Source organism: Homoserinibacter sp. GY 40078 (genome assembly GCF_008017545.1).
Taxonomy (GTDB): Bacteria; Actinomycetota; Actinomycetes; order Actinomycetales; family Microbacteriaceae; genus Homoserinibacter.
This window is the reverse complement of record NZ_VRTZ01000001.1, coordinates 609,640-633,539: the sequence shown is the minus strand read 5'-3', so window position 1 is coordinate 633,539 and position 23,900 is coordinate 609,640. Positions and strand designations below refer to the sequence as shown.

23 protein-coding genes and 2 tRNA genes are annotated in these 23,900 nt (G+C 66.9%); 15 read left to right on the top strand and 10 right to left on the bottom strand.

The genetic code is table 11. The features are described from left to right. Nucleotide 1 precedes the first annotated feature (1 nt). Nucleotides 2–955, top strand: a complete 954-nt coding sequence (locus FVQ89_RS03035) for a D-alanine--D-alanine ligase (RefSeq protein WP_147900434.1) — start codon at nucleotides 2–4, stop codon at nucleotides 953–955. A 16-nt stretch (nucleotides 956–971) separates the two neighbouring features. On the opposite strand, the gene FVQ89_RS03030 is transcribed toward FVQ89_RS03035, so the two are convergent. The 8 genes from FVQ89_RS03030 to rpmH all read right to left on the bottom strand — a co-directional run bounded on the left by FVQ89_RS03030 (nucleotide 972) and on the right by rpmH (nucleotide 6,654). Further along, nucleotides 972–1,940 carry a ParB/RepB/Spo0J family partition protein gene (locus FVQ89_RS03030; RefSeq protein ID WP_147900433.1) on the bottom strand — a complete coding sequence of 323 codons (969 nt, stop codon included), beginning with the start codon at nucleotides 1,938–1,940 and terminating at the stop codon, nucleotides 972–974. Continuing rightward, a complete protein-coding gene (locus FVQ89_RS03025) occupies nucleotides 1,940–2,875 on the bottom strand; it encodes a ParA family protein (RefSeq protein ID WP_147901464.1) in 936 nt (311 codons plus the stop codon). Before FVQ89_RS03025 ends, FVQ89_RS03030 begins: the two co-directional genes overlap by 1 nt. Nucleotides 2,876–3,701: 826 nt before the next feature. After that, the gene (rsmG, locus tag FVQ89_RS03020; protein WP_147900432.1) at nucleotides 3,702–4,325 is read right to left on the bottom strand and encodes a 16S rRNA (guanine(527)-N(7))-methyltransferase RsmG; all 624 of its coding nucleotides are present in this window, start codon (nucleotides 4,323–4,325) and stop codon (nucleotides 3,702–3,704) included. 28 nt (nucleotides 4,326–4,353) lie between these two features. Beyond that, nucleotides 4,354–4,878, bottom strand: coding sequence for a R3H domain-containing nucleic acid-binding protein (locus tag FVQ89_RS03015; protein ID WP_147900431.1), 525 nt, complete (start codon nucleotides 4,876–4,878; stop codon nucleotides 4,354–4,356). Then, entirely contained in the window at nucleotides 4,875–5,849 is a 975-nt protein-coding gene (yidC, locus tag FVQ89_RS03010; RefSeq protein ID WP_147900430.1) for a membrane protein insertase YidC, read from the bottom strand. Before yidC ends, FVQ89_RS03015 begins: the two co-directional genes overlap by 4 nt. Nucleotides 5,850–5,858: 9 nt before the next feature. Continuing rightward, nucleotides 5,859–6,173, bottom strand: coding sequence for a membrane protein insertion efficiency factor YidD (yidD, locus tag FVQ89_RS03005; protein ID WP_147900429.1), 315 nt, complete (start codon nucleotides 6,171–6,173; stop codon nucleotides 5,859–5,861). After that, nucleotides 6,170–6,487 (bottom strand): ribonuclease P protein component, encoded by a 318-nt coding sequence (gene rnpA / locus FVQ89_RS03000; protein WP_370454442.1) that lies wholly within the window; start codon nucleotides 6,485–6,487, stop codon nucleotides 6,170–6,172. Before rnpA ends, yidD begins: the two co-directional genes overlap by 4 nt. A 29-nt stretch (nucleotides 6,488–6,516) precedes the next feature. Beyond that, nucleotides 6,517–6,654 (bottom strand): 50S ribosomal protein L34, encoded by a 138-nt coding sequence (rpmH, locus tag FVQ89_RS02995; protein ID WP_021010601.1) that lies wholly within the window; start codon nucleotides 6,652–6,654, stop codon nucleotides 6,517–6,519. Between the two features lie 282 nt (nucleotides 6,655–6,936). Between rpmH and dnaA the strand changes: the two genes are divergently transcribed. From dnaA to FVQ89_RS02950, 9 genes are all read left to right on the top strand, one after another. Next, complete coding sequence (gene dnaA / locus FVQ89_RS02990) at nucleotides 6,937–8,340, top strand: chromosomal replication initiator protein DnaA (RefSeq protein WP_370454441.1); 1,404 nt, start codon at nucleotides 6,937–6,939, stop codon at nucleotides 8,338–8,340. 397 nt (nucleotides 8,341–8,737) lie between these two features. Continuing rightward, on the top strand, nucleotides 8,738–9,883 hold the full coding sequence (dnaN, locus tag FVQ89_RS02985) for a DNA polymerase III subunit beta (RefSeq protein WP_147900426.1): 1,146 nt from the start codon (nucleotides 8,738–8,740) through the stop codon (nucleotides 9,881–9,883). Between the two features lie 33 nt (nucleotides 9,884–9,916). Beyond that, complete coding sequence (gene gnd / locus FVQ89_RS02980; protein WP_147900425.1) at nucleotides 9,917–10,801, top strand: phosphogluconate dehydrogenase (NAD(+)-dependent, decarboxylating); 885 nt, start codon at nucleotides 9,917–9,919, stop codon at nucleotides 10,799–10,801. Between the two features lie 8 nt (nucleotides 10,802–10,809). Then, a complete protein-coding gene (gene recF, locus FVQ89_RS02975; protein WP_147900424.1) occupies nucleotides 10,810–11,976 on the top strand; it encodes a DNA replication/repair protein RecF in 1,167 nt (388 codons plus the stop codon). Further along, the gene (locus FVQ89_RS02970) at nucleotides 11,973–12,479 is read left to right on the top strand and encodes a DUF721 domain-containing protein (protein ID WP_147900423.1); all 507 of its coding nucleotides are present in this window, start codon (nucleotides 11,973–11,975) and stop codon (nucleotides 12,477–12,479) included. The genes recF and FVQ89_RS02970 overlap by 4 nt, the downstream gene beginning before the upstream one ends. Nucleotides 12,480–12,627: 148 nt before the next feature. Then, entirely contained in the window at nucleotides 12,628–14,619 is a 1,992-nt protein-coding gene (gene gyrB / locus FVQ89_RS02965) for a DNA topoisomerase (ATP-hydrolyzing) subunit B (protein ID WP_147900422.1), read from the top strand. Between the two features lie 9 nt (nucleotides 14,620–14,628). Next, nucleotides 14,629–17,232, top strand: a complete 2,604-nt coding sequence (gene gyrA / locus FVQ89_RS02960) for a DNA gyrase subunit A (protein ID WP_147900421.1) — start codon at nucleotides 14,629–14,631, stop codon at nucleotides 17,230–17,232. Next, nucleotides 17,229–17,636, top strand: coding sequence for a DUF3566 domain-containing protein (locus FVQ89_RS02955; RefSeq protein WP_147900420.1), 408 nt, complete (start codon nucleotides 17,229–17,231; stop codon nucleotides 17,634–17,636). The genes gyrA and FVQ89_RS02955 overlap by 4 nt, the downstream gene beginning before the upstream one ends. 67 nt (nucleotides 17,637–17,703) lie before the next feature. Next, nucleotides 17,704–17,777, top strand: a tRNA-Ile gene (locus tag FVQ89_RS02950). Between the two features lie 109 nt (nucleotides 17,778–17,886). Here the strand turns inward: FVQ89_RS02950 and FVQ89_RS02945 are convergent. Continuing rightward, nucleotides 17,887–18,825: an NADP-dependent oxidoreductase gene (locus tag FVQ89_RS02945; protein WP_255513387.1), complete on the bottom strand. Its 939-nt coding sequence runs from the start codon at nucleotides 18,823–18,825 to the stop codon at nucleotides 17,887–17,889. A gap of 117 nt (nucleotides 18,826–18,942) precedes the next feature. On the opposite strand from FVQ89_RS02945, the gene FVQ89_RS02940 reads away from it, so the two are divergent. Continuing rightward, nucleotides 18,943–19,018: transfer RNA gene (locus FVQ89_RS02940), tRNA-Ala, on the top strand. Between the two features lie 11 nt (nucleotides 19,019–19,029). Here the strand turns inward: FVQ89_RS02940 and FVQ89_RS02935 are convergent. After that, complete coding sequence (locus FVQ89_RS02935; RefSeq protein ID WP_147900418.1) at nucleotides 19,030–19,746, bottom strand: GntR family transcriptional regulator; 717 nt, start codon at nucleotides 19,744–19,746, stop codon at nucleotides 19,030–19,032. Between the two features lie 144 nt (nucleotides 19,747–19,890). Here FVQ89_RS02935 and FVQ89_RS02930 point away from each other — a divergent pair, with 144 nt between their 5' ends. Genes FVQ89_RS02930 through FVQ89_RS02915 form a run of 4 tightly spaced genes read left to right on the top strand, consistent with a single transcriptional unit; the run spans nucleotide 19,891 to nucleotide 23,855 of the window. Continuing rightward, nucleotides 19,891–21,261 carry an ABC transporter substrate-binding protein gene (locus FVQ89_RS02930; protein WP_187264873.1) on the top strand — a complete coding sequence of 457 codons (1,371 nt, stop codon included), beginning with the start codon at nucleotides 19,891–19,893 and terminating at the stop codon, nucleotides 21,259–21,261. A 13-nt stretch (nucleotides 21,262–21,274) separates the two neighbouring features. Continuing rightward, nucleotides 21,275–22,216, top strand: coding sequence for a carbohydrate ABC transporter permease (locus FVQ89_RS02925; RefSeq protein ID WP_255513385.1), 942 nt, complete (start codon nucleotides 21,275–21,277; stop codon nucleotides 22,214–22,216). After that, on the top strand, nucleotides 22,213–23,019 hold the full coding sequence (locus FVQ89_RS02920; protein WP_147900416.1) for a carbohydrate ABC transporter permease: 807 nt from the start codon (nucleotides 22,213–22,215) through the stop codon (nucleotides 23,017–23,019). The genes FVQ89_RS02925 and FVQ89_RS02920 overlap by 4 nt, the downstream gene beginning before the upstream one ends. A gap of 47 nt (nucleotides 23,020–23,066) precedes the next feature. Further along, nucleotides 23,067–23,855 carry a 6-phosphogluconolactonase gene (locus FVQ89_RS02915; RefSeq protein ID WP_147900415.1) on the top strand — a complete coding sequence of 263 codons (789 nt, stop codon included), beginning with the start codon at nucleotides 23,067–23,069 and terminating at the stop codon, nucleotides 23,853–23,855. Nucleotides 23,856–23,900: the final 45 nt, after the last annotated feature.

Below are 23,900 nucleotides of genomic sequence, written 5' to 3'. Positions count from 1 at the left end.
CGTGAACGCATCACCCGCCCACATCGTCGTGCTCGCCGGGGGCATCTCCCACGAGCGCGACGTGTCGCTTCGATCCGGCCGCCGTGTCGCCGATGCGCTCACCGGCTACGGGGTCGACGTGGAACTGCTCGATCCCGACGCCACCCTCCTCGCCTACCTGCGCGAGCGCCGCCCCGACGCGGTCTGGCCGGCGCTGCACGGTGCGAGCGGCGAAGACGGAGCCCTCCGCGGGCTGCTGGAGTTCCTCGGGATCCCGTACGTCGGGTCGCGATCAGGTGCCGCGCGCCTCGCCTGGGACAAGCCGACGGCGAAGGTCGTCGTGGAGCGCGCAGGCGTGCAGACCCCCCGCTCGATCAGTCTTCCGCGGGACGCGTTCCGCGAGCTGGGAGCGGACGCCGTGTTCGAGGCGATCGCAGACGAACTCCCCGTGCCGCTCGTCGTGAAGCCGGCGCGCGGCGGATCGGCGCAGGGCGTGACGATCGTGGATGACCGTGCCGACCTCCCCCGCGCGATGGTCGACGCCTACACCTACGGCGACGTGGCCCTCGTCGAGCAGTGCATCCGGGGCACCGAGATCGCCATCGGCGTCATCGACACGGGAGACGGGCCTGTGGCGCTGCCCACCGTCGAGATCGAGCCGGTGTCGGGTGTGTACAGCTTCGAGGCGCGCTACAACGCCGGCGAGACCCGCTTCTTCGCGCCCGCACGGCTTTCGGATGACGTGATCGCACGGGCCAGCGCGAGTGCGATCGACGCCCACCGCGCTCTGGGGCTTCGCCACATCTCGCGCGTGGACATGATGGTCGACGGATCGGGCACCCCGTGGTTCCTCGAGGCGAACGTTCTGCCGGGGCTCACCGAGACCTCGCTGCTGCCTCAGGCGCTCGAGGCAGCCGGGCACGATCTCGGATGGGTGTACGCCGCTCTCGCCGACGACGCGCGCCGGAATCCCTGACCTGACCAGGGGTTTTTTACTGGCCGAAGGGATCCTGTCCCAGCTCGCTGAGGATGCGGTTGAGGTCGCTGACCGTCGCGAAATCAATCACGATCGTGCCCTTGCTCGCCCCGAGTGCGATCTTGACGCGCGTGTTGAGACGGTCTCCCAGCTGCTCGGCGACCTCGTCGAGGTGGCTCTGCCGCTTCCCCGCCGCGGGGCGCGCGCGCTTGGCCGGCTTGCCGGTGACGACGCCTGCTGCCGCCTCCGCCGCCCGCACCGAGAGGTCCTCGTTCACGATCTTGTCCGCGAGGCGCTCCATGCCGTCCTCAGTGGAGACGGAGAGGATCGCGCGTGCGTGCCCGGCGCTCAGTACTCCTGCGGCAACGCGGCGCTGCACGGTAGCGGGCAGCTTGAGGAGGCGGAGGGTGTTGGTGATCTGCGGGCGCGACCGACCGATCCGCTCGGCGAGCTGCTCCTGAGTGATCCCGAAGTCCTCGAGGAGCTGCTTGTAGGCCGAGGCCTCCTCAAGCGGATTCAGCTCCGCGCGGTGGAGGTTCTCGAGCAACGCGTCGCGCAGCATGGCGTCGTCGTCGGTGTTGCGCACGATGGCGGGAATGGCCTCGAGGCCGGCGGCCTTCGACGCCCGGAGGCGCCGCTCCCCCATGATCAACTCGTACGCGGGTTCGCCCTCCTGTGCGCCGGGCCGCGGTCGGACCACGACGGGCTGCAGCACCCCGAACTCGCGCACCGAGACGATGAGCTCGTCGAGCTCCACCTGCCGGAACTCGTGTCGTGGCTGCTGCGGATTGGGGACGATGTCGCTCGGCGCCAGGTGCGCGAGACGCGCTCCCGGGACGGCGACGAGATCCGTCTCTCCAGCGTCAGCCGTCGGTGGGGTGGGGCTCGGGAAGAAGACGTCGACGGGGCGTTCCGCGGTATCGCCGGAGGTGGGGATCAGGGCACCGATGCCCCGGCCGAGTCCGGTCCGCTTGGGAGCCGCCATCAGTTGTCCTCCTGCTTCTTCACGCCGCGTCGGGCGATCTCGCCCGCGGCCTCACGGTACGACAGCGACCCCGGCGAGTTGAGGTCGTAGCTGATCACGCTCTGGCCGTAGCTGGGGGCCTCGGAGATGCGTACCGATCGGGGAATGACGGTCTCCAGCACCTCGTTCGGGAAGTGCTCGCGAACCTCCTCGACAACCTGATGAGCGAGGTTGGTGCGGGAGTCGTACATCGTCAGCAGGATGGTCGAGACGGCGAGCTCAGGGTTGAGGTGACGCTCGATGAGGCTGATGTTGTTGAGCAGCTGCGACAGGCCTTCCAGCGCGTAGTACTCGCACTGGATGGGGATGAGGACCTCGCGTGCCGCGACGAACGCGTTGATGGTGAGGAGACCCAGCGACGGCGGGCAGTCGATGAAGACGTAGTGGGGCGGGGTAGGGCTCTGCTCGATGTAGGTCGCCAGCGCCGCGCGCAGCCGTTGCTCGCGAGCCACGACCGAGACGAGCTCGATCTCCGCCCCCGCGAGATGAATCGTCGCCGGAATGCAGTCGAGGCCCTCGAACTCCGGGCTTGCCTGAACGACCTCAGCCATCGGGACGTCGTTGATCATGACGTCGTAGACCGACGGGGTCTCGGACCGGTGCTCGACGCCCAAGGCGGTCGATGCATTGCCTTGTGGATCGAGGTCGATCACCAGCACCCGCGCTCCAGCCTGTGCGAGCGCGGCAGCCAGGTTCACAGCGGTCGTCGTCTTCCCGACGCCGCCCTTCTGGTTCGCGACTGTGAATACTCGCGTCTGTTCGGGGAGCGGGAAGTCTGCGGCGGCGAGTGCCATGCGGCGGCGCGTGATCTCGGCGACCTCGCGTCCGAGGGGGGTCGACGCATCGAACGGGCTGGGGATGGTCACGTCTCCCTTTCGGTGTTTCACGTGAAACATCGCGGCCCGGGGCGGCCGCGACTCTCCACTGTAATCCACGACTTCGCTCTCCCGGCATGTCGATCTTCACGCAGGGGAGGACCGCCCGGCGATGTGCGAGCTACCCGTCCGCGGAGGGAACGTGGAGGCCCCGGAGCTCGTGGTTACGGCTCCCGTGGAGAGCGACGTCGACGAAGGGGCTCACGCTCCTTAACCTTCCGCGTGCCGACCCCCCTGCGATGTTTCACGTGAAACATCCGGCGGCGGAAGGGATCCCGTACCACGCGCGGTCGATGGGTCAGGCGCCACTCTCCGGGACCGCTCTCCGGGACCACCCCTCGCGACCACTCCCCTGACGGACGTCGCCCCGAGTGGGTCGCCGCCGAGTGCGGGTGGCGTGAGTTCGCGCCCCGCCGATCGGTCGATCACCACCGTGGGTTCGGTTCAGCGATGAGAGTTTCACGTGAAACATCTGCGCGCCCACATCCGCGCACGCCTTCGGTTTCGTCGATCGGCGCGAGACCTGAGCTCACGGGTTGGCACGTCCGCGGGTGCCTTCGTCTTCAGCGGCGACGGGCGGCCTCGCCCGCCGCGCCTGCCCGTCATCGACGGTCGCATCAGGTCGGCGCGGTCGCTCTCCCCTCCGCCGGCGCAGCGTCGAGGCTTCTTGATCGGACACCCGAACCGTGGTCAGGGGCGCTCCTCATGGATCGCCCCAGCCTCATCAGACGACAGCCAGGCTGAGCCGCGGGCGCTCGCCCTGTGCTTCCACGCTCGATGTTTCACGTGAAACATCGACGGGGCAAAGAGCCCTGCCGTCCACCCAACGGCTACGACTCGACTCGAATCAGGATCGCGTCGCGCGGACCACGCGGGTCGGCTCGCTCACGACACCCTCGCCCAGCACTTCCACCCGCACATCTGTCAGCCCGAACCGACGGATCGCCTTCGCCGCCGCATCGACCTCCGTCGCGGCACGCTCGCCCTTGAGGAGCACGAGCTCTCCCCCGGGTCGCACCAGCGGCGCCGTGATCGGGATGAGCTTCGACAACGCCGACACCGCCCGGGCGGTGACCTGGTCGAGCTGCACCGCCGGGCGATAATCCTCCGCCCGACTCCGGACAACCTCGACGTTCGAAAGACCGAGTGCCTCCGCCTCTTCGCGCAGCCAGTCGGTTCGACGTTCCATCGGCTCGATGAGCACCAGATCCACGTCGGGGCGAACGATCGCCACCACCAGGCCCGGGAGGCCGGCACCGCTTCCGACGTCACCCACTCGACCGGAGAGCAATGGAGCAACAAGCGCCGAGTTCAGCACATGACGCGTCCACAGACGCGGCAGCTCGAGCGGACCGATCAGCCCGCGGGTCTCTCCTTCACGTGCGAGATCAGCAACGAACTGTCGACCCAGCTCGATCCGGTCGCCGAACAGATCCTGAGCCTCGCGCGGCTCGAGCTCGAGCTCACTCACTCCGGCCCCGATGTTTCACGTGAAACATTCAGCGGGGGGTGATGACCGTGTGCCGGTCCCGGCCCTCGCCCTCCGACTCGGAGTGGAATCCACGCTCGCTGACGATGTCATGCACGAGCTTGCGCTCGTAGCTCGTCATCGGCGGGAGGGACGCCGACGCGGCGCCCTCACCGATCCGCTGGATCGCGTGGTCGACGAGTCGTGCCAACTCATCCGCGCGGGCATCGCGGGAGCCACCGATGTCGAGGATGAGGCGCGAGAAGCGGCCGGTCTTCGCCTGGACCGCGAGGCGCGTGAGCTCCTGCAGCGCCGTGACGGTGTCGGGCCGCGAGAGCAGACGAAGGTCGCCCTCCCCCTCGGCCGAGATCGAGATGTACGCCCGGCCCGCACGCGTCGCGATATCGATGTCGCCATCCATATCGGCGATGTCGAGCAGCTCCTCGATGTAGTCCGCGGCGATGTCGCCCTCGTCCACCAACTCCTGCTCGGTGGCAGGCGCCTGCTCGGTGGATCCCTCGAACGTGGTGACGTCGATCACTTCTTCATCGGTCATCGTCGCGACCCTCCCTGCTTCTTCGCTCGGTTCTTACCGACCGGCTGCTGACGTTGCGTCGTGGCCGGCTTCGCCGGCTCCTCCGACGCGGTCTCGGCGAGGGAGTCAGCGTCGACCGCGATGCGGTTTCGGTTCCTCTTGGCGAGGCGCGCCTCGCGTGCGAGCGCCGCCTCCGATCCCGGAGTCGGCATGTTCCGGATCACAAGGAACTGCTGCACCATCGTCCAGATGTTGGAGGTGAGCCAGTAGAACATCACGCCGATGGGGAAGGCGAGACCGGAGAAGAGGAAGACGACAGGAAGGATGTAGAGCAGGATGCGCTGCTGCCGGTACATCGGGCTGTTCTTCATCTCGGGCGTCTGGTTCTTCGCCATGATCTGAAGCTGCGTGTAGAACTGCGAGGCGGTCATCACGACGATCATCACGATCGCGATGACCGCGACGGCGACGTTCCCGTAGTTGAACGCGTCGACCAGGCTGTACTTCAGCGGCGCGACACCGAAGAGCGTCGCGTTCGTGTACTGATCCGCGAGCTCCTGGGTCAGGAGCCCGACGCCCGCCTTGTCCTGGCGTGCCTCATTCAGCACCGAGAACAGGCTGAAGAAGATCGGCATCTGCACGAGCAGAGGAAGACACGACGCCAACGGGTTGGTCCCCGCGCGCTGGTAGAGCGCCATGGTCTCGCGCTGCATCGCCTCGCGCGAGAACTGGTCCTTCTTGCCGCGGTACTTGTCCTGGATCTTCTTCAGCTCGGGCGCGACCTCGAGCATCTTGCGCTGACTCTTGATCTGGCGCACGAAGATCGGAATGAGCGCGGCCCGAACGATGAGCACGAGCCCCACGATCGACAGGACCCACGTGAGTCCCGCCGCAGGGTCGAGGCCCAGTGCGGTGAAGAGCCAGTGGAATCCCACCAGGATGGCCTCGATCACCCATTTGATCGGCCAGAGGATTGTGCCAAAGAAGTCCATGCGGCGGTTTCAGCCCTTTCCGTGTCCCGCGGCGACGAAGCCGAATCGGGTGAGGTGATAGTGGTCGTGGTGTCGACGCGACTCGGGGACGTCGTCGATGCCGCCGCGCGCCCAGGGGTGGCACCGCATGATCCGCCAGGATCCGAGTGCGATGCCCTTCACCGCACCGTGTTGCTGAATGGCGCCCATGGCGTATGCGGAGCAGCTGGGGTAGTACCGGCAGACATCTCCATAGAGAGGGGAGATCACCGCACGGTAGCCGCGAAGGATGGCCACGCAGATGTTGCGCGGGAGGAGAAGGAGGAAGGAGCCGACCGACGTCATCGTGTCAGCGCCGGATCGAGGATCGCGTGCATGTCGGCCGCGAGACTATTCCAGCCTCGCTGGGCGGATCCGGGGAGGGCCCGGATCACGACGTCCGAACCGGTCCCACCGGCGTCGACGATTGAGCGTGCGACGGCACGCATGCGACGACGGACGAGGTTGCGCTCCACCGCATTGCCCACCGCCTTCGAGACGATGAACCCGAAGCGGGCAGGATCCGAACGGTCTCGCTCGATCCGGTAGATGAGCGCGCTGGCGCAGGAGGCGCGACGACCGCGGCGAACGATCGCACGGAAGTCCGAGGGCTTGACCACTCGGTTCGCCCTGGCCAGCACGTCGCCGACTACGCGGAGAGCTCGGTGCGTCCCTTACGACGGCGCGCGGCGAGGATCGCGCGACCGGCACGGGTACGCATACGCAGACGGAAGCCGTGCTTCTTGGCACGACGCCGGTTGTTCGGCTGGAAGGTTCGCTTGCTCATGGTGATATCTCCTGGTCCCGGTGTACGGCGCGACCGGGAAAGAACGGGGACGGTCTCGAACGACCGACAACCTGTTAAAAATAGGCCCTTGACCCCAAACGGTCAAACCCTGCTGCACCTTACCCGGCGAGTCTCCACATCCGCCGAAAGACACTTGTCCACAGGCGGCTGTCCACAACTAAGGTGGTCGTCAGCCTCTCGCAGGGGCCTACTACTGCATTCGACGGCGTCATTCCCGTCCAGCCCTGTGGACAGAGCTGTGAAGAAAACCGAGACCGGAGGATGATGAGCGAGCACGACGACCCCACCACCACGCTGTGGGGGTCTATCCGCTCTCGCCTCTCGTCCGACGCGCGCATCACGCCGCAGCTGCACGGATTCATCAATCTGGTCGAGCCGAAGGGCGTTCTCGCCGGCACCATCTACCTTGAGGTGCCGAACGAGCTGACGCGCGGCATGCTCGAGCAGCGCATCCGCGTCCCCCTGCTCGAGGCACTCGCCGACCTCGACACCGAGGTGGTCAGTTTCGCGATCGTCGTGAACCCCGAGATCCAGCCCGTGCTGCAGCCCGTTCAAGACGAGCCGGAGGAAGCATCGGGTCCGGTGGAGCAGGTCAACCCCGTCATCGAGCTCGGCCGTCGCAGCGACTCCCGCCTGAACCCCAAGTACAACTTCGACAACTTCGTGATCGGCGGATCCAATCGATTCGCCCATGCCGCAGCCGTCGCTGTCGCCGAGGCACCGGCCAAGGCGTACAACCCGCTCTTCATCTACGGAGACTCCGGTCTCGGTAAGACCCACCTTCTTCACGCCATCGGCCACTACGCCGAGAGCCTCTACCCCGGCATCCGGGTGCGCTACGTGAGCTCCGAAGAATTCACGAACGACTTCATCAACTCGATCGCGAACAACCGCGCGTCGGTCTTCCAGTCCCGCTACCGCGAGATCGACATCCTGCTCATCGACGACATCCAGTTCCTGCAGGGCAAGGACTCCACCCAGGAGGCCTTCTTCCACACCTTCAACACCCTTCACGACCACAACAAGCAGGTCGTGATCACGAGCGACGTCGCGCCCAAGCACCTCACCGGCTTCGAGGACCGGATGCGGTCGCGGTTCGAATGGGGTCTCATCACCGACGTACAGGCACCCGACCTCGAGACGCGCATTGCGATCCTCCGCAAGAAGGCGCAGTCGGAACGCCTGCAGGTTCCCGACGACATCCTCGAATACATGGCGACGAAGGTCTCGAGCAACATCCGTGAGCTCGAGGGAACGCTCATCCGCGTCACCGCGTTCGCGAACCTCAACAAGACGCCGGTCGACCTGCAACTGGTGCAGACCGTCTTGAAGGATCTCATCACCCTCGATGACGACAACGTGATCTCGCCGGTCGACATCATCAATCACACCGCCGACTACTTCAAGCTCACCGTCGACGACCTCTACGGCTCATCGCGATCGCAAGCGGTGGCGACCGCTCGACAGATCGCCATGTATCTGTGCCGCGAGATGACGAGCCTCTCGCTCCCCAAGATCGGGCAGCTCTTCGGCAACCGCGACCACACCACGGTGATGTACGCGAACAAGAAGATCAGCGAGCTCATGAAAGAGCGGCGCTCCATCTACAACCAGGTCACCGAGCTCACGGCGCGGATCAAGCAGGACCAGCGCTACCGCCCCTGATCCTCCGCCGTCACCGCATGTGCACTGCTGTTCCCGAACCTGGGAAGACGCCGTATCGCGCGTGCACAGACTGTGGACTACATGTGGATAACTTCCGGATATCCCACCCCGAGGTTGTGAGACTCGCCCGGGACTCATGTGGACAACAGAATGACACGAATCCTGAACCCCTCCGTCTCTCCGCAATCCATCCGCAGCCGGCCCACATCTTCCACTCGTGTAGTTCCCTGATGTCAGTTGGCTCCTCGATACTTGTCCACAGTTCCCACAGGCGTTAAGACGATTACCTTGTCATTCCTCTTCTGCGCAGTCCGATAACCGAGACCGGCGGAGTCCGTGCCAAGATCGTTGGACACACACCCCGTGCGGTTCCTTCTCGACCAGACAGGAGTGACGCGTGAAGTTCCAGGTGAATCGCGACGTCTTCAGCGAGGCGGTGTCGTTCGCGGTGAAGCTCCTTCCCCAGCGCACGACGCAGCCGATTCTCAGTGGCGTCCTCCTCGACGCCACCGATGGCGCTCTCACGTTGTCCTCATTCGACTACGAAGTCTCGAGCCGCACCGAGATCGCGGCCGAGGTCGACGAGCCCGGCACGTCGCTGGTCTCCGGACGACTGCTGGCCGACATCGCGAGCCGGCTTCCGAATGCACCCGTGGTCTTCGACACTCAGGACGGCAAGATCCTCGTGAGCTGCGGCTCCGCACGGTTCACGCTGCTGAGCATGCCGGTGGAGGAGTACCCGACACTTCCTCACGTCGAGCAGCAGACGGGTGTTCTCCCCGCCGAAGAGTTCTCGGCGGCCGTGAGCCAGGTCGCCGTCGCCGCATCGCGAGACGACGTCACTCCCGTGATCACCGGTGTTCAACTCGAGGTGGGCGACAACAGCCTCTCGCTCGTGGCCACCGACCGCTACCGAGTGGCCGTGCGTGAGATCGATTGGGATTCGGGGTCGTCCTCGGCCGCAGGAACGACGGCACTCATCCCCGCCCGGACCCTGTCAGAGGTCGGCAAGACCTTCGCGCACAGTGGAACGATCGGCGTCTCGATCATCCACAACGACGACCGCGAGCTCATCGCCTTCCGCGCAGACAAGAAGACGGTCACCTCGTTGCTCATCAAGGGCAACTTCCCGCCCGTCAAGCGACTCTTCCCCGAATCCGTGGACAACTACGCGGTGCTCAACACGGCTGAGCTGATCGAGGCGACTCGGCGCGTGTCGCTCGTTCTCGAACGCGAAGCAGCACTGCGCTTCTCGTTCTCGATCGACGGGCTCACCCTCGAGGCCGCCGGCTCGGAGCAGGCACAAGCGTCCGAGACGATCGATGCGCATCTCGTCGGCGACGACATGGTGGTGTCTCTGAAGCCGTCGTTCCTGCTCGATGGGCTCGGCGCCGTTCACTCGGAGTTCGTCAGGATCTCGTTCACCAAGACCGAAAATCCCAACAAGCCGGGCCCCGTGCTGATCACGAGCCAGTCGTCGCGTGAGCAGCCCGGATCCGACTCGTACAAGTACCTGCTGCAGCCGAACCTGCTGCTTCGCTGATCGACCGGTCGAACGCGACCGAGAGAAGGACTCATGCACATCGGACTTGTCGGCCTCGGCCGGATGGGGAACAACATGCGTACGCGGTTGCGTGCCGCCGGCATTGAAGTCACCGGGTACGACCCCAATCCCGCAGTATCGGATGTCGCCGACCTGGCTTCGCTCGCTGAGGCGCTACCGGCTCCGCGAATCGTGTGGGTCATGGTGCCGTCGGGGCCGATCACATCCGGAGTCATCTCCGACCTCGGCAATGTCTTGGCCGAGGGCGACCTCGTCATCGACGGAGGCAACTCCAAGTTCACCGACGATGCTGCCCACGCTGCCCAACTCGCCGAGAAGGGCATCCACTACGCCGACTGCGGTGTGTCGGGTGGAATCTGGGGAGCCGAGAACGGCTACGGGCTCATGGCCGGCGGAGACGCCGCCGACATCGAACGAGCGATGCCGGTATTCGATGCCCTCCGACCCGAGGGGCCGCGGGAAGAAGGCTTCGTACACGCCGGGGCTGTCGGCGCGGGTCACTACGCGAAGATGGTGCACAACGGCATCGAATACGCGCTCATGCAGGCATGGGCCGAGGGGTACGAACTTCTCGAAGCCAAGGACGAGCTGATCCACGATGTTCCGGGCGTCTTCAAGGCGTGGCAACGTGGAACGGTGGTTCGCAGCTGGCTGCTTGAGCTCCTCGTGAAGGCGCTCGAGGAAGACCCGGAATTCCGCGATATCGAGGGCTACGTCGAGGACTCGGGCGAGGGCCGCTGGACCGTGGAGGAGGCGCTGCACAATGCGGTCCCCGTTCCCACGATTTCCGCGTCCATCTTCGCCCGCTTCGTGTCGCGTCAAGACGACTCGCCATCGATGAAGGCGGTCGCCGCCCTCCGCAAGCAGTTCGGCGGCCACGCGGTCCGCAAAGCCTGACGTCATCCGTGTTCGTCGCGCACCTCGAACTGGCGGACTTCCGGAACTACGCGAACGCATCCGTCGCTCTGGTTCCGGGGCCCAACCTCTTCGTCGGGAGCAACGGACAGGGCAAGACCAACTTGGTCGAGTCGATCACCTACCTTGCGACTCTGGGATCGCATCGGGTGTCGTCGGATCATGCGCTCATCCGGCAGGGAGCCGATGCGGCGATCGTTCGTGCGCGGCTCGAGCACGCTGGACGCCAGGTCCTCGTCGAGCTGCAACTGAATCGGCAAGGGGCGAATCGCGCGCAGGTCAATCGCGCCGCGGTGAAGCCCCGCGATCTGCCGCGGAACGTTCAGGCGGTCCTGTTCGCACCGGAGGATCTGGCGATCGTTCGCGGCGAGCCCTCGGGGCGGCGGCGATTTCTGGATCAGCTCCTCGTCCAGCTCACGCCGCGGATGGCTGGGGTCCTCGCCGACTATGAGCGTGTACTGAAGCAGCGCAACACCCTGTTGAAGTCGGCCCGCGCGGCCCGCGTCGGCGGCTCCGGTCTGGCGACCCTCGATGTGTGGGATGAACGGCTGGTCGATCTCGGCTCCGAGATCATCGAGGCACGAGGTGCGCTCGTGTCGTCGCTCCGACCGTTCGTCGCCGATGCCTATTCCGCCGTCGCCGGCGAGGTCCATGAGGCGGAGCTCGCGAGCGAGCTCTCGATTCTGGGAGCACGCCCGGACGACGACACCGAGGTCGACGCGGAGTCCGTGCGCTCCGAGATCGACGCGGCCGAGGCGGCATCCGCCTTCGCAGAGGCGTTGACACGCAACCGCCGGGCAGAACTGGAGCGGGGTCTGACCCTCGCAGGTCCGCATCGCGACGATCTGCTGCTGCGGTTGAACGGTCTGCCGGCTCGCGGATACGCGAGCCACGGGGAGTCATGGTCGTTCGCGCTCGCCCTCCGGCTGGCGTCGGCAGCGCTCCTGCGCGGCACCTCCCCAGCTGGAGACCCGGTGCTCGTACTAGACGACGTGTTCGCCGAACTCGACGAGGGGCGCAGGCGTCGCCTCGCCGACGCGGTCCGCGACTACGAGCAGGTGCTCATCACCGCCGCCGTGGAGTCGGATGTGCCAGAGCCGCTCGCGGCGCACACGGTCCGGATCCGCGGCGGTCGAGTCCTCGAGGAGGGCGAGTGACCGAAGCGGCCGGAACACCTGAGCCCGAGCACATCGCTGTGTACCGGCGGATCCGGCGCGTGTTCGGCGACCCAGGCTCACGCTCAGGCGACGCGCGCCGCCGCGATCGCGCCGCGCGCGCCGAGACGACCACGCCGTTCGGCGGCGGGCGGGATCCTCGCGGCATCGACGAGGTGCTCACGACCCTCTCCCAGAACATGGGATGGTCGTCCCCTTTGGCGAAGTCGGAGCTGCTGAACGCGTGGCCCGGCCTTGTCGGAGCCGAGGTCGCAGCGCACGCCGAACCCGTTGCTGTGGAAGACGGGCAGTTGACGGTCCGCTGCGACTCGACCGCCTGGGCGCAGCAGCTCCGGACGATGCGCAGCCAGGTGCTCGCGCACATCGCCGAGAAGCACCCCGAGGCGGGCATCGAGTCGGTGCGCTTTATCGGGCCGGACACCCCCTCCTGGAAACGCGGCCCCCGAGCGATTCCAGGGCGCGGTCCGCGCGATACTTACGGTTGAGACGGCAAATCAGGTCGACCTGCTTCAAAAAGGCCGTCAGAACGGCGTTCCGGGCGGCTTCGAAGCAGCCTCTGGGGTAGGATCGAGAGGGTCCATGAGACCCCACCACGGGGGTTCGTGGCCGTGACCGTCAGGAGCCCCGCCCTTCATGAATCCCCCTTCTTCGCGCCCCGCGCCGGATAGTTACGGCGCCGAAGCCATCCAGGTTCTCGAAGGTCTCGAAGCGGTTCGCAAACGCCCCGGAATGTACATCGGGTCGACCGGTCCGCGTGGCCTCCACCACCTCGTCTACGAGATCGTCGACAACGCGGTCGATGAGGCACTCGCGGGGTACTGCGACAACATCATCGTGACGATCCTCGCCGACGGCGGTGTGCGGGTCGTCGACAACGGTCGCGGAATCCCCGTCGACATGCACCCCGTCGAGAAGAAGTCGACCGTCGAGGTCGTCCTCACGATCCTGCACGCGGGCGGCAAGTTCGGCGGCGGTGGGTACGCCGTATCCGGTGGTCTCCACGGCGTCGGCAGCTCGGTCGTCAACGCGCTCTCACACCGGCTCGAGGTCGACGTGCAGCGTCAGGGCTCGCACTGGACCATGTCGTTCCACGACGGAGTCCCGGATGCGCCGCTCGTCGAGGGCACGAAGTCCGACGCGACGGGAACCACGGTGACGTTCTGGCCGAACGGCGAGATCTTCGAGACAGTCGACTTCGACTACGAGACGCTGCGCACGCGCTTCCAGCAGATGGCGTTCCTCAACAAGAGCCTGCGGATCGAGATCGTCGACGAGCGCGAGCTGGACGACGAGGGCACCCCGCGGGGCGAGGTCTTCCTCTACGAGCGCGGGCTCGCCGACTACGTCGAGTACCTCAACTCGACCAAAAAGGCTGAGGTCATCCACCCCGAGATCATCGACTTCTCGGCCGAGGAGGTCTCGGGCGGCGGCGACGTGCCCGAGAAGCGCATCTCGCTCGAAATCGCTATGCAGTGGACGACCGCGTACTCCGAGAGCGTCCACACCTACGCGAACACGATCAACACCCACGAAGGCGGAACCCACGAAGAGGGCTTCCGCGCCGCGCTCACGACACTCGTCAACCGCTACGCGCGCGAGAAGGGCCTGCTCAAGGAGAAGGACGAGAACCTCTCGGGCGACGACGTGCGCGAGGGACTCACCGCGGTCATCTCGGTGAAGCTCAGCGAGCCGCAGTTCGAGGGACAGACCAAGACCAAGCTCGGCAACACGGAGGCGAAGTCCTTCGTGCAGCGCGTGGTCGGCGAGCAGCTCACCGACTGGCTCGACCGCAACCCCGGCCAGGCGAGGGACGTGGTGCGCAAGGCGATCCAGGCGGCCAGCGCCCGGATCGCGGCGCGCAAGGCGCGCGAGCAGACCCGGCGCAAGGGCCTGCTCGAGGGCGGCGGCATGCCCGGAAAGCTGTCGGACTGCTCGAGCAAGGATCCATCGCGGTCCGAGATCTTCCTCGTGGAGGGAGACTCCGCGGGCGGGTCGGCGAAGACCGGCCGCAACCCCGAGACTCAGGCGATCCTGCCCCTCCGCGGCAAGATCCTGAACGTCGAGAAGGCGCGGCTCGACCGCGCGCTCGCCAACGCCGAGATCCAGGCGATGATCACTGCTTTCGGCACCGGTGTCGGCGAGGACTTCGACGGCGAGAAGGCCAGGTATCACAAGATCGTGCTCATGGCCGATGCCGATGTCGACGGCCAGCACATCACGACGCTGCTGCTCACCCTCCTCTTCCGGTACATGCGACCGCTCATCGAGATGGGATACGTCTACCTCGCGCAGCCGCCGCTCTACCGGATCAAGTGGACCAACGCGGATCACGAGTACGTCTACTCCGATCGCGAGCGCGACGCGATGCTCGAGGCGGGCCTCGCCGCGGGCCGCCGCCTGCAGAAGGAGAACGGCGTCCAGCGCTACAAGGGTCTCGGCGAGATGAACCACCAGGAGCTCTGGGACACCACCATGAACCCCGAGACCCGCACCCTTCGCCAGGTCACCCTCGACGACGCGGCCATCGCCGACGGCATCTTCGCCACGCTCATGGGCGACGACGTCGAAGCACGTCGCCACTTCATCCAGACGAACGCCAAAGACGTTCGCTTCCTGGACATCTAAGGACACCCGATGACGGACACCACGAACACGGACGTGCCCCCCGCCGGCGACCGCATCGAGCAGGTTGACCTGCAGCTGGAGATGCAGCGCAGCTACCTCGACTACGCGATGAGCGTCATCGTCGGGCGCGCGCTGCCCGACGTGCGCGACGGCCTGAAGCCCGTGCACCGCCGCGTGATCTACACGATGTACGACGGCGGATACCGACCCGACCGGGCATTCTCGAAGTGCACCCGCGTGATCGGCGACGTGATGGGGCAGTTCCACCCCCACGGCGACAGCTCGGTGTACGACGCGCTCGTGCGACTCGTCCAGCCGTGGTCGCTGCGCTACCCGCTCGCCCTCGGGCAGGGCAACTTCGGCTCCCCCGGCAACGACGGCGCCGCCGCCCACCGGTACACCGAGACCAAGATGGCGCCGCTCGCCATGGAGATGGTCCGCGACATCGACGAGAACACCGTCGACATGCAGGACAACTACGACGGGCGCACCGAGGAGCCGGTCGTGCTGCCGGCACGGTTCCCCAACCTGCTGGTCAACGGATCCGTCGGTATCGCGGTCGGCATGGCCACCAACATCCCGCCGCACAACCTGCGCGAGGTCGCGGATGCTGCGCTCTGGGCGCTCGAGCACCCCGACGCCACGCGCGAGGAGCTGCTCGACGCGATTCTCGCTCGCGTGAAGGGCCCCGACTTCCCCACGGGCGCGCAGATCCTCGGAGTGAAGGGCATCCAGGACGCCTACCGCACGGGTCGCGGTGCGATCACGATGCGCGCCGTCGTCAATGTCGAGGAGCTGCAGGGCCGCACCTGCCTCGTCGTGACCGAGCTGCCCTACCAGGTCAACCCCGACAACCTCGCCGAGAAGATCGCGCTCCTCATCAAGGAGGGCAAGCTCCAGGGCATTGCGGACATCCGCGACGAGACCTCGGGTCGTACCGGACAACGACTCGTGATCATCCTCAAGCGTGACGCGGTCGCGCGCGTGGTGCTCAACAATCTGTACAAGCACACGCAATTGCAGGAGAACTTCGGAGCGAACATGCTGGCGATCGTCGACGGAGTGCCGCGCACGCTGTCGATCGACGCGTTCATCACCTACTGGATCCTGCACCAGATCGAGGTGATCGTCCGGCGCACGCAGTTCCGCCTCGACAAGGCGGAGGCCGACGCCCACATCCAGCGCGGATACGTGAAGGCGCTCGACGCGCTCGACGAGGTCATCGCCCTCATCCGTCGCTCTCCCGATGTCGACGAGGCGCGGCAGGGACTCATCAAGCTCCTCTCGATCGACGAGCTCCAGGCCGACGCGATCCTCGCCCTCCAGCTCCGCCGACTCGCGGCACTCGAACGGAAGAAGATCCAGGATCGTCTCGCCGAGCTCGAGCGTGAGATCGCGGAGTACAAGGAGATCCTCGCGAGCGAGGTGCTGCAGCGCGGCATCGTGACCGAAGAGCTCACCGAGATCTCCGCGAAGTACGGAGACGACCGGCGCACCGAGATCCTGTACGGATTCGACGGCGACATGTCGGTCGAAGACCTCATCCCCGAGGAGGAGATGGTGGTCACGGTCACGCGCGGCGGGTACATCAAGCGCACCCGCAGCGACAACTACCGCAGTCAGCACCGCGGCGGCCGCGGGGTGCGCGGAGCCCAGCTGCGTGCGGATGACGTGGTCGAGCACTTCTTCGTGACCACCACACACCACTGGCTGCTGTTCTTCACCAACGCGGGCCGGGTGTATCGCGCGAAGGCGTACGAGCTGCAGGAGGCCGGCCGCGACGCGAAGGGTCAGCACATCGCGAACCTGCTCGCCCTCCAGCCGGACGAGCAGGTGGCGCAGATCCTCGACATCCGCGACTACGGGGTGGCCCCGTATCTGGCGCTCGCCACCCGCGGCGGATACATCAAGAAGACGGCGCTCACCGAGTACGACACCAACCGCACGGGTGGCATCATCGCCATCAACCTCAACGAGGGCGACGAGGTGGTCTCTGCCCTGCTCGTCGACGAGTCGAGCGACGTGCTGCTCGTCTCGCGCCACGGGCAGTCGCTTCGCTTCACCGCTGACGACAGCTCGCTTCGTCCGATGGGGCGCTCGACGGCCGGTGTGCACGGTATGAAGTTCCGCGACGCGGACACGCTCCTCTCGGCGTCGGTCGTCGCCCGCGGATCCGAGACGGAGCCGGACGACGTCGACCCCGACGCCGAAGTGAACGACGGACCCTTCGTGTTCGTCGTCACGGAAGGCGGATACGCGAAGCGCACGGCGGTGTCGCAGTACCGGGTTCAGGGGCGCAACGGATTCGGCATCCTCGTCGCCAAGATCACCGAATCGCGAGGCGACCTGGCGGGCGCGATGATCGTCGATCGGGACGACGAAGTGCTCGCAGTTCTTGCCAGCGGCAAGGTGATAAGGTCTGCCGTGGCCGAGGTCCCGCCGAAGGGCCGGAACACGATGGGGGTCAAGTTCGTCAATCTCGACGGCGACGACCGGATCATCGCGATCGCTCGCAACAGCGAGCGGAACCTGGCTGTACAGGACTCCGACGCGTCCGACGAGACCGCGGACACCACCCCGGCATCTGACACCGAGAAGGACGAGAACGCATGAGCAGTGTCGCCGAGAAGCTCCAGCGCAAAGAGAGCCGCAGCACCACCGCCAAGCAGGTTCGGCTGAAGCTCGTCTACATCGACTTCTGGTCGGTCGTGAAGTTCAGCTTCCTGGTGTGGCTGTGCCTCGGTGTCGTGCTCGTCGTCGCCTCGACGCTCGTGTGGATCGTGCTGAACTCCACCGGAATCTTCGGGAACATCGACGAGCTGCTGCGCGACATGCTGGGCGACGATCAGTTCACCATCACCGACTCGTTCGGACTCAGCCAGGTGCTGCTGTTCTCGTTCGTGGTGGCGGTGCTCAACACGGTGATCGGCACCATCCTCGGCGCGATCGCAGCACTGCTGTACAACCTCAGCGTTCGGTTCACGGGCGGCATCCTCGTCGGATTCCAGAACAACTGAGCGCTTTTGCCCCACGCTGACGCGTGAGGTACTGTAAGCGAGGCCGTTCTGAGGAACGGCATCTCTCGGGGCTATAGCTCAGGCGGTTAGAGCGCTTCGCTGATAACGAAGAGGTCCCAGGTTCAAGTCCTGGTAGCCCCACGGTGTTTGTCTTGCGCCGCGGCCGTCCGCGGCGCTCGCTCTGCTGGCCACGCGCGAGCGCCCGGCTTCGCGGCGATTGTGGACCGGTCGGCGTAGTCGCAATGCGCTGTCAGGGGAGCAGGATGATCTTGCCGCGGATGGAGTTCGACTCGATCAGTCGGTGAGCCTCGGCCGCCTGATCCATCGGCAGGGTGCGCGCGATCTCGACATCGAAGCGGCCCTCGGCCGCGCGTTCCGCGGCGAGCCGGATCCCCTCCGCGCGCAACTCCCTGAGCTCGGGCGAGAACGGCACGGGGCTGCCCCCGCCCCACGCGAGGATCCCCCACCGCGGCGCGTCGGCTCCCCGTACGATCGTGCCGACGTGCTGCGGGTCGCCTGTCAGCTCGAGCGACGCCTCGATCGCCTCGTCGGTGCCGGCGCCGTCGAAGGCGCGGTCGACGCCCTCGGGGGCGATGTCGCGCACCCGCTCGACGAGACCGGTCCCGTAGACGACGGGGATCGCGCCGAGCTGCCGGAGACGGTCGTGGTTGGCTTCGGACGCCGTGCCGATCACGCGGGCTCCGAGCTCGCGCGCGAACTGCACCGCCGCCTGGCCCACGGAACCGGATGCCGCGTGGATGAGTACCGTCATGCCTGGCTCGACGCCGAGCGAACGAAGGCCCTGGTAGGCGGTTCCTGCTGGAACGCCCAGCCCGGCGGCCTGCGCCCAGCTGAGCGCGGCGGGTTTGCGTGTGAGTCCGGATGCGGGAACGAGGGTGTGGCTCGCGTAGCTGCCGCGTGCTCCGGTGACGATCACCTCGTCGCCGACCGCCCAGCCCTCGACGCCGGTGCCGATCGCCGCGATGACTCCCGCCGCATCCGACCCGACGCCTCGGGGTTCCGTGATGGGCGCGCTCGCCCGCGCACCGGCCCGCAGCTTCGCGTCGATCGGATTGACCCCGGCCGCCTTCACCTCGACGAGAACTTCCCCGTCGCCGGCCTCCGGCACCGGACCATCGACAACCCGAAGCACCTCCGGCCCGCCCAGCTCCTCATAAAGAACCCGCACCACCACCTCCGAATCTCGGCCATAGACATGTCTGTGGCGCGGAAGACACCCGCGCGGCGGTGTCCAACGGCCCCGAGACATGTCTATCGCGAGAGACGGTAGGCTGTCACACCGGAAGGGGCCTTAGCTCAATTGGTAGAGCGCCTGCTTTGCAAGCAGGAGGTCAGGGGTTCGATTCCCCTAGGCTCCACCAGACCAGTTGCCTCACTCGAGCGGACGGAAGAGGTCCGCGCGGAAGCGGTAGGCGTCGCCGCGGTAGGTGTTCACACCGAGCAGCACCGGCTGCCCCTCGAGGGTGTACGCCACCTCGGTGCCGACGAGCACGGGAGCGCCCGCGGCGATCCGCAGAAGCCCGGCGGTGTCGTCATCCGCCGCGACGGCCTGAACGCTGTACGCGGAACGGTGGATGCGGATCCCGCACAGCGTCTCGAGACGCTCGTAAATCGACTGGTCGGTGAGGTCGGTCTCCGCGATCTCGGGTGCCTTGTCGTACGCCACCACCGAGAGGTCGACACAGACCGGGTGGCCATCCATCGCGCGCACCCGCTGGACCTCGATGACAGCCGAGGCGGGTGCGATTCTCAGCCTCTCGGCCTCATCGAGCGTCGCGGTGCGCACCACCTGCATGAGGATCTGCGCGGTCGGCTCGACCCCCCGCGCGCGGGCCATCTCGGTGAACGACAAGAGCGTGCTCGGCGCCTCGCCCAGCACACCGGGAAGCACGAACCATCCGCGCTGCGGCGAGCGTTCCAACACCCCCGTCTCCTCGAGCGCCGTGAGGGCTCGACGGACGGTCACCCGGCTGACCCCGTAGCGGGTCGCCAGCTCGCGTTCGCCCGGCAAGCGGGCGCCCGGAGAGAACACTCCCTGCGCGATCTCGGCTTCGAGCGCGCGGTGAGTGCGGGTGGTGATGGACGTCACGCTCGGATGATACCAGTTGCCCAAAGGACGGGTTCTGGTTCTTTCTTGCCCACAACTGGACTGTCTGGTACTTTTTCGATCAGCCTTAGTCGTCACCCTCGACGACACCGGGAGGCTCCCCTCGATGAAGACCCAAGGAGCAACATGACACAGCAGTCGACCGCACCGCGCACCACCCGGAGGATGATCACCGTCCTGGCGGGCTCTCTCGTCGCCGCATCCGCGCTCGCCGCGTGCGCCCCGGGATCCAGCTCCACCACGAACACCCACACGGGCGAGATCTCCACCGATGTCGCCGCCGCCGGCGACGTGACCATCAAGGTCTCGGACTTCTGGGGCGGCACCGAAGGCGAGTGGATGGATGACCTGATCGCCCGCTTCGAAGACACCTACCCCAACGTCACGATCGAGCGCACCCAGGAGGACTGGGGGCAGCTGACCTCGACGCTGAACCTGCAGCTCGCCGAGAACGACGGCCCCGACATCGCGACGGCCAACAACGGCTGGAGCTCGCTCGGCACGCTCGCCAAGGGCGGTCTCGTCCTGAACCTCGACCCGTACGCTGACGCCTACGGCTGGGACGACGTCATCCCCAGCACCATCGCGCGGCAGAACGAGTTCACGACCGACTTCAGCACCATCGGATCCGGCTCGCTCTTCTCGACCCCGGTCTCGCGGGTGTCGCTGATCGGCATCTACTACAACACCGCGAAGCTCGACGAGCTCGGAATCGACCCGCCCACGACGCTCGACGAGCTGGAGGCCGCGGCCGCGAAGGCCAAGTCGGCTGGCGAGATCCCCTTCGCCTACGGGAGCCAGGACTCGCCGACGGCGCTGCTGCTCGCGCTGCAGGCCCTCTACGGAACGGCCGACGAGATCAACGACTTCACCTACGGCGACACCTCGGTCTCGGCGGATGACATCGGTCTGCTCGAGGCGGCGGAGAAGGCCGAGGAGTGGAACGAGAAGGGCTGGCTGACCCCGGACCACGAGGGCATCGACTACCAGACCGCCGTGGCGAACTTCCTCGACGGCAAGGGCCTCTTCCGCTTCGAGTACACCGGATCGCTCGGCCTCACCGACGAGCAGCAGGGTGACTTCGGTTACATCCAGCTGCCGCAGGTGAGCGGCGACGGGACCGTCGGTGTCGGCGCGGCGCCCGCGGCAATGGTGATCTCCTCGAAGTCGGAGAACCCTGACGTCGCTGCCGCGTTCCTCGACTTCCTGATGTCCGAGGATGCGGCACAGGCCTCCGCCGACCACGGCCTCATCCCGCTGCTCGCCGACGCCGACATCCCGGCCGACGCGGCGACCCTCCAGAGCGAGGCTGCGGGTGCTGCCGCGCTTGGCGAGTCCGACGGGTTCGTGCCGTACTTCGACTGGACGAGCGCCACGATGCTCGACACCCTGACCCAGCAGCTGCAGATGCTGTACGCGGGCCAGACCTCGCCGCAGGATCTCGTCGACGCAGTGCAGGCCGATCGGGACGCGTTCCTCGCGGACCTCGCGCAGTGACGACGGGACGTCGATGACCATGGGAATCCGTCCCGGCGCGGGGGTGACCGGTACTCCGGCCCCCCGCGCCGGGCGGCGACCCGCGACCCGCCGCCGACGCGTGCGGTGGATCGGGCTCGCCTTCGTGGCTCTGCCGCTCGCCGTCTATGCGGTGGTCGTGCTCCTTCCGCTCGCGCAGTCGCTGCAGTACTCGTTCTATGACTGGGACGGCGTCTCGGCCGCGACCTGGGTGGGCCTCGACAATTACATCGAGTTCTTCACCGACCCGGTGCTGCGCTCGACGCTCGGCCATGTGGCCGTGCTCATCTTCTTCTTCGCGCTGCTCCCGATCGTGCTCGGGCTGGTCAGCGCGGCGCTCATCACGCGCGGACGGCAGCGCGGCATGGCGGTCTACCGCTTCATCTTCTTCCTCCCGCAGGTGCTGACGAGCGTCGTGGTCGCGCTCGTGTTCAAGCGCATCTACGGACCGGAGGGCACGCTCAACACCCTGCTGCGCGCCGTCGGACTGGGGGACTTCACACGCAGTTGGCTGGGCGACTTCGACTGGGCACTGCCCTCGCTCGGCCTCATCGGCACCTGGACCACCTTCGGCTTCTGCATGGTGCTGTTCATCGCCGGGGCGTCGTCGATTCCGACCGAGCTGTACGAGGCGGCGCGGATGGACGGCGCCGGCCCGCTCCGGGAGTTCCTCTCGGTGACGCTGCCGGGTCTCCGCGGCCAGGTCGCCATCGCGCTCACCCTCACGGTGACGAGTGCGCTGCGCACCTTCGATCTCGTCTGGGTGACCACGCGCGGCGGTCCAGGAACCGCCACCCTCACCCCGGCGGTGGCCCTCTATCGCGCGGCCTTCCAGAATCCGGACGTCGGGCGAGCGGCCGCGATCGGCATCACGATGGCCGTGATGTGTCTCGTGATCGCCCTGGTGATCTCGCGCGTCTCGGAGCGTGACTCGTGATCGGACGCGCGGAGCGGATCGTTAACTACGCGGTGCTCACGATCCTCGCGATCATCGTGCTCACGCCGGTCGCCACGTTCGTGGCCGCGGCGCTCAGCCCCGACCGGTCGGGCCAGCCGCAGGGCGAACTCGCCTGGGAGAACTTCGTCACCGCATGGACGCAGGCCGGGTTCGGTCAGGCGATGAGCGTCACCCTCACCATCGCGGTGCTCGCGGTCGCGGGCCAGGTGGTGCTCGGGGTGCTCGCGGGCTTCGGCTTCGGAGTGCTTGGGGTCCCCGGCAACCGGTTCCTGTTCCCGCTCGTGCTGCTCGGACTGATGATTTCGACTGAGGCGATCATCGTCCCGCTGTACTACCAGCTGCGGGACTGGGGCCTGACGAACAACATCTTCGGCGTGGTGCTGATCCACATCGGGATGGGGGTTCCGTTCGCCGCGTTCTGGATGCGCGCGGCCTTCCGCACCCAGCCGAAGTCGCTCTTCGAGGCGATGGAACTCGACGGGGCGGGCGCGCTGCGCACGCTGTGGTACCTCGGCATCCCGTTGGCGCGACCCGCGATCGTGACGCTGATGCTGCTCGGCTTCATGTGGACGTGGAACGACTACTTCATCTCGCTGGTGTTCCTGCACGGCGAGAACGTCACGGCGACCGTTGCCCTGGGCGTGTTCCAGGGGAGGTTCGTCACCCAGTTCAACCTGATGGCGGCCGGAGGCCTCATCGTGGCGGCGCCGGTGCTGATCCTCTACGTCATCTTCCAACGCCGATTCATCGCGGGCATGCTCGCCGGCGCCGTGCGCGACTGAACGTCACGCGCGCGACCGCCACCGCCACACAGAAACGAGGTATCTCCATGGCATCAACTCCGCCGATCGTGCTCCCCGACCGCGAGGCGGTCGGCCGTGCCGTCGCCGAGCGCATCGCCGACGGCATCGAGCACGCGATCACGGAGGGGCGTCGCTATCTCTTGGGGTGCCCGACCGGCCGCACGCCGGATCCGGTCTACACCGAGCTGGAGCGCCTGGTGCGGGAGCGGGGCCTCGACCTGAGCGGCGTCGCGATCGTGCTGATGGACGAGTACGTCGTGCCCGATGGTGACGGCCTGGCGCTCGTGGATGCCGACCTCCCGCACAGCTGCGTCGGCTACGCCGAGCGCCGCATCCTCGGACCCCTGACGGCAGCGGCCGAGGCAGGGGGACACCGAGGCCCGCAGCTCTGGCACGCCGACCCCGCCGATCCGGCCGCCTACGACGAGCGCATCCGCGAGGCAGGCGGCGTGGATCTGTTCATCCTCGCCGCCGGCTCCGGCGACGGCCACCTCGCCTTCAACCCGCCGGGCTCGGCGCGCGATTCGATCACGCGGATCGTCGACCTCGCCGAGCAGACGCGGCGCGACAACCTGCTCACCTTCCCGAGCTTCGACTCGCTCGACGACGTGCCGCACCAGGGGATCAGCGTGGGCATCGCCACCATCATCGAACTGTCGAGCGAGGTGGTCATGATCCTCACCGGGGACGAGAAGCGACGTTCGTTCGCGCGCATCCTCGCCGCGGACGCCTACGAACCCGACTGGCCCGCGACCGCGTACGCGGAGGCCGCGCACGGCACACTCATTGCGGATACCGCCGCCGCGGCCGGCTGACCCGAGGCTCGTCCGCACCCCCAGACACCCAGACCACACGAACGG